Below are 3,990 nucleotides of genomic sequence, written 5' to 3' on the forward strand. Positions count from 1 at the left end.
AGGGTGCGCATGTCGTCGACCGTGTCGATGGCCACGCCCACGCGCCCCACCTCGCCCGTGGACATGGCGTGGTCGCTGTCGTACCCCATCTGCGTGGGCAGGTCGAACGCGGTGGAAAGCCCCGTCTGCCCCGCCTCCAGCAGCAGCTTGAAGCGCGTGTTCGTCTCCTCCGCCGTGCCGAAGCCCGCATACTGGCGCATGGTCCAGAAGCGCCCCCGGTACATCGTCGGCTGAATGCCGCGGGTGAACGGATACTCGCCCGGATATCCCAGGTCGCGGCCGTAGTCCAGCCCCGCCGTGTCGTCGGGGGTGTAGAGGCGGTCCACCTCCACCCCGCTGGTGGTCTGGAACTGCTCGCGGCGCTCCGGGTGCCGGCCCAGCGCCGGGGTAACGGCGCGCTCCGTCCACGCCGCCTTGCCGCCGACGGCGCCGGAGTCTTCGCCCAGGTTGGGAGGGGACAGGGTATCGCTCATAACGACAGTGCGTGAGTGCGTCAGTTCGTGAGTGCGTGAGTGACGGCGCACAACATAATGCCGTTCGCCTTCCAAGGCACGGCGGGTCCGCACGCGGTCCCTTCCGCAATTCGTTCGTGTTGCGGCGCCGGGATGCACGAAAGAATCCGGGGAGCGGCACCCACGCCACTCCCCGGCTCTCGTCCAGACTCCAGAAGTGTGCGACTACTCGCGGACGCGGAAGGTCACGGGCGTCGTGAGCGTCACCGGGCGCATGTTCTCCTTCTGCGCGATGGTTTCCTGGAACCACTCGTCGTTCTTGGGATCGCCCCCGTTCACCATCACCAGGCGCGCCAGTTCCACCACGTCGATGTTGCGCATGCGGATGCACCCGTGCGACCGCGCGCTGCCCAGCGAGCTCGTCAGCCCCGTGCCGTGGATGTAGTAGTCGGGCTCGCGGAAGAACATCTTCACGCGCCCCATGGGGTTGCCGGCCGAGCCCGGCGCCTCGTACTTCTTGTCGCGGGCCCACGCCGAGGGGGGCGGCCGCCAGTCGGGGTTCCAGATCATCCGGCGGATGGTGAACTGCCCGGTGGGCGTGTCGTACCCTGCCTCGCCCACGGAAACCGGGTAGCTGCGGACCACGCGCTCCCCGCTCATCACGTACAGCACGCGGTCGGACACGTCCACCACCACCGAGAAGTTCGCCATCCGGCGCGCCGGCCGCGCGATGGCGGCCTCCACGGACGACACGATCAGCCCGCTGTCGCGCGAAAGGGCCATCTGCGCCCTGCCGCTCTCCGGGGCCAGCGCGGGCGCCAACAGCGCCAGCGCGACCAACCACTTGTTTCTCTTCATCGGCCCGATTCCGTTCGCTGGCAAGGGATTAGGAGCACCCATTCAGGTACGCACTCCGCGCCAGGATCATGCCATGGACGAGCGGCGGTGAACCCGCGTCACACGTCAGGGTGGCGGGATCACCGGAGCCGATTATTTTTGCACGCGGCGACTCGACCGGCGCCCGCACCGGTCTCTGCCCCCGCGCTCCCCGCCGCCCCACGGCGGGGCCGCGGAAAACCGGCCGCCGTGTCCATCCAACTTCCCTGCGAACACGTTCCCCTACCGGCGACCCGCGCTCGCGCGGCCCCGCCGTTTCCAGCCACCGTAAGCTCCGCCAACCCACGATGACGGCATCGAGCTTTGAATCGGCCCTCGCCTTCGTGCTGAAGTGGGAGGGATCGAAGTTCACCAACGACCCCGACGACCATGGCGGCGCCACGCGCTACGGCGTCACGCAGCGCGTGTACGACGCGCACCGGCAGCGGGCGGGGCAGCCTCTGCAGAGCGTGAAGTTCATCACCATGGACGAGGTGCGCACCCTGTACCGCCGCGGGTACTGGGGCCCCGCGCACGGGGACCAGGCGCAGCCGCCGCTGGACCTGGTGCTCTTCGACACGGGCGTGCTGATGGGGGTGGGGCGGGCGACCCGGTTCCTGCAGACCGCGCTGGGGGTGGCCGCCGACGGAGCGGCCGGGCCGGCGACGCTGGCGGCCCTCGCGGCCGCGAGCCCGCGCGCCGTCGCCGTGCGGGTCGCGGACCTGCGCGAGGCGCGGCTGCGGAAGATCGTCGCGAACGACCCCTCGCAGGGCAAGTTCCTCAAGGGGTGGCTGAACCGCCTGAACGACCTGCGCCGCGCGGCGGGGCTGGCGGGTGAATCCGCGGAGGCGGAGTCCGCGCCCGCGGAGGACTTCGCCGACGAGTCGGTGGGCAACGATGGCGACGAGTCTACCGTGGTGGGGCGGGCCGACCGCGACCTGCCGGACGACGAGGACGAGGCGCCCGCGTCCGGCGGGGGCGCCGGCGCGGGGATCGCCCTGCTGCAGCCCGCCGGCCCGGCGGCCTTCCTCGCCGGCGCGCGGGCCGTCCTGGAGGGCGCGGGAACGGGCGAGCTCTTCGTTCTGGACCCGCGGGCTTCGTCCGACGACGCGCTGCGCGCGTGGAACCCGGGTGCGGCGGACGGCGAAGGCTTCGACATTCCCGTGCAGGCGGTGGCGTCGGTGACGCCGCTGGGCGTGCACGCCGATGGCGGGCGGTTCCTCGCGGCCGTGGCCTTCCAACCGGGGTTCGAGTCGCTGGCCGTGCTGTTCCGGCGGCTGGGCGGAGCCGGGCCGGGCGACGCGCCGGCCCCGTTCGCCGCCACGACGGAAGCCGCGCCGGGAACGGCCGACGACGATCCCGCGGCGCCGCGGGACGGCGAGGTGAGCGAGGTGGCCGACCTGGACACGGCGCGCACCCTGGCCAACCTCGGCGCGGGGCTCGCGGAAGCGGAGGCGATGGAGGCCCCGCGCGCCGAAACCGCGGGCGACGCCACCCTGCCGATCGACATGGCCAGGGTGAAGGCGTTCCTGAACGCCTGCACGAGTTCGTCCCCGCGCGTCACCTACGGGCTGGGCGACAAGGTGCCCTTCTTCAACGCCGTCCCCGGCAAGGACTTCCGGAAGGTGGACTGCAGCGGGTTCGTCCGCGAGGCCATCCGCCGCGCGACGACCCCGCGGGCCGCCTTTCCCGACGGCTCGGTGGTGCAGCACGAGTGGGTGCGCAAGGGCGGCTTCCGCAAGAGCAACTACGAGGCGGCGTTCAAGGCCGACGGCGCCGTGCGCATCGCCTTCCTGCGCCCGCAGGACTCACCGAAGAAGATCGGCCACGTGGTGCTGGTCCATAACGGCCGCACCTACGAATCCCACGGCGGCGTGGGCCCCGACTCGCGCGTGTGGGGCGAGCAGGCCTGGGAAAAGAAGGCTTTCGTGTACCGGCTCACCAATCCCGCGTAACGTTCACCCCCCTCGATGAAGGAGACGAGCATGAGCAACAAGGAGAATCGGCACGATCCCCCCGGGTTCGACCCCCACGAAACCATCGAGCACGAGGCGATGCCCCTGGAGGCGGCCGAGGCCGAGGGTGAGTCGCTGGTGGACGAGGGTTCGCCGGGCAACGGCGCGCCCGACGTCTCGCAAACGCTGGACGGCACGGGTCTGGAGCGCGCGGCGCGGCGCGTCCTGGCCCGCCGCGGCATCGACGTGACCGACGTGGAGGCCCTTTCCACGATGGAGTCGATGCGCGCGCCCGAGGGAGAGGGCCGGATGCGCGACATCCTGGAGGCCTCGGCCCCGGTCGCGGCGGCGCCCACCGCACCCGGCGGCGGGCTGGGCGGCGCCCCGGTGATGATGGGAATGCGCATGGAGTCCATCATCCCCGACGCCGACGGCGACGGGCGCGAGCGGATCTTCGAGACCAAGGTGTACCCGTACAGCGCCATCGCCGCGCTGGAGATCACCGCCGCCGACGGGGCCCTGTACGTGGGTACCGGGTGGTTCGTCAGCGCGCGCACCCTCATCACCGCCGGGCACTGCGTCTTCGTCCACAGCCCCGGAACGGCGGCGCATGGCTGGGTGCGTTCCATCCGGGTGATTCCGGGCAAGAACGGCCCCGGCGCCCAGGGCGAACCGTTCGGCTCCGCCCTGGCCACGCGCTTCCGCTC

The 3,990-nt window shown here is 71.7% G+C and carries 4 protein-coding genes; 2 read left to right on the plus strand and 2 right to left on the minus strand.

The window, feature by feature from the left end:
* Both VIB55_RS21855 and VIB55_RS21860 read right to left on the minus strand, forming a co-directional pair.
* Window positions 1-473, minus strand: a 473-nt coding sequence (locus tag VIB55_RS21855) for a methylmalonyl-CoA mutase family protein (RefSeq protein WP_331878795.1), incomplete at its 3' end; no start/stop codon positions are given.
* A gap of 204 nt (window positions 474-677) precedes the next feature.
* Window positions 678-1,310, minus strand: a complete 633-nt coding sequence (locus VIB55_RS21860) for a L,D-transpeptidase (RefSeq protein WP_331878796.1) — start codon at window positions 1,308-1,310, stop codon at window positions 678-680.
* Between the two features lie 326 nt (window positions 1,311-1,636).
* Between VIB55_RS21860 and VIB55_RS21865 the strand changes: the two genes are divergently transcribed.
* Both VIB55_RS21865 and VIB55_RS21870 read left to right on the plus strand, forming a co-directional pair.
* On the plus strand, window positions 1,637-3,283 hold the full coding sequence (locus VIB55_RS21865; protein WP_331878797.1) for a glycoside hydrolase family 108 protein: 1,647 nt from the start codon (window positions 1,637-1,639) through the stop codon (window positions 3,281-3,283).
* A gap of 30 nt (window positions 3,284-3,313) precedes the next feature.
* Window positions 3,314-3,990, plus strand: a 677-nt coding sequence (locus VIB55_RS21870) for a trypsin-like serine peptidase (protein ID WP_331878798.1), incomplete at its 3' end; no start/stop codon positions are given.

Origin of the sequence: Longimicrobium sp., from assembly GCF_036554565.1 — a bacterium.
In the GTDB taxonomy this organism is placed as follows: Bacteria; Gemmatimonadota; Gemmatimonadetes; order Longimicrobiales; family Longimicrobiaceae; genus Longimicrobium.

Excerpts from the sequence above, each read along its gene's own strand:
- VIB55_RS21860 (WP_331878796.1), bottom strand. The coding sequence starts at position 1,310 with ATGAAGAGAAACAAGTGGTTGGTCGCGCTGGCGCTGTTGGCGCCCGCG.
- VIB55_RS21865 (WP_331878797.1), top strand. The coding sequence starts at position 1,637 with ATGACGGCATCGAGCTTTGAATCGGCCCTCGCCTTCGTGCTGAAGTGG.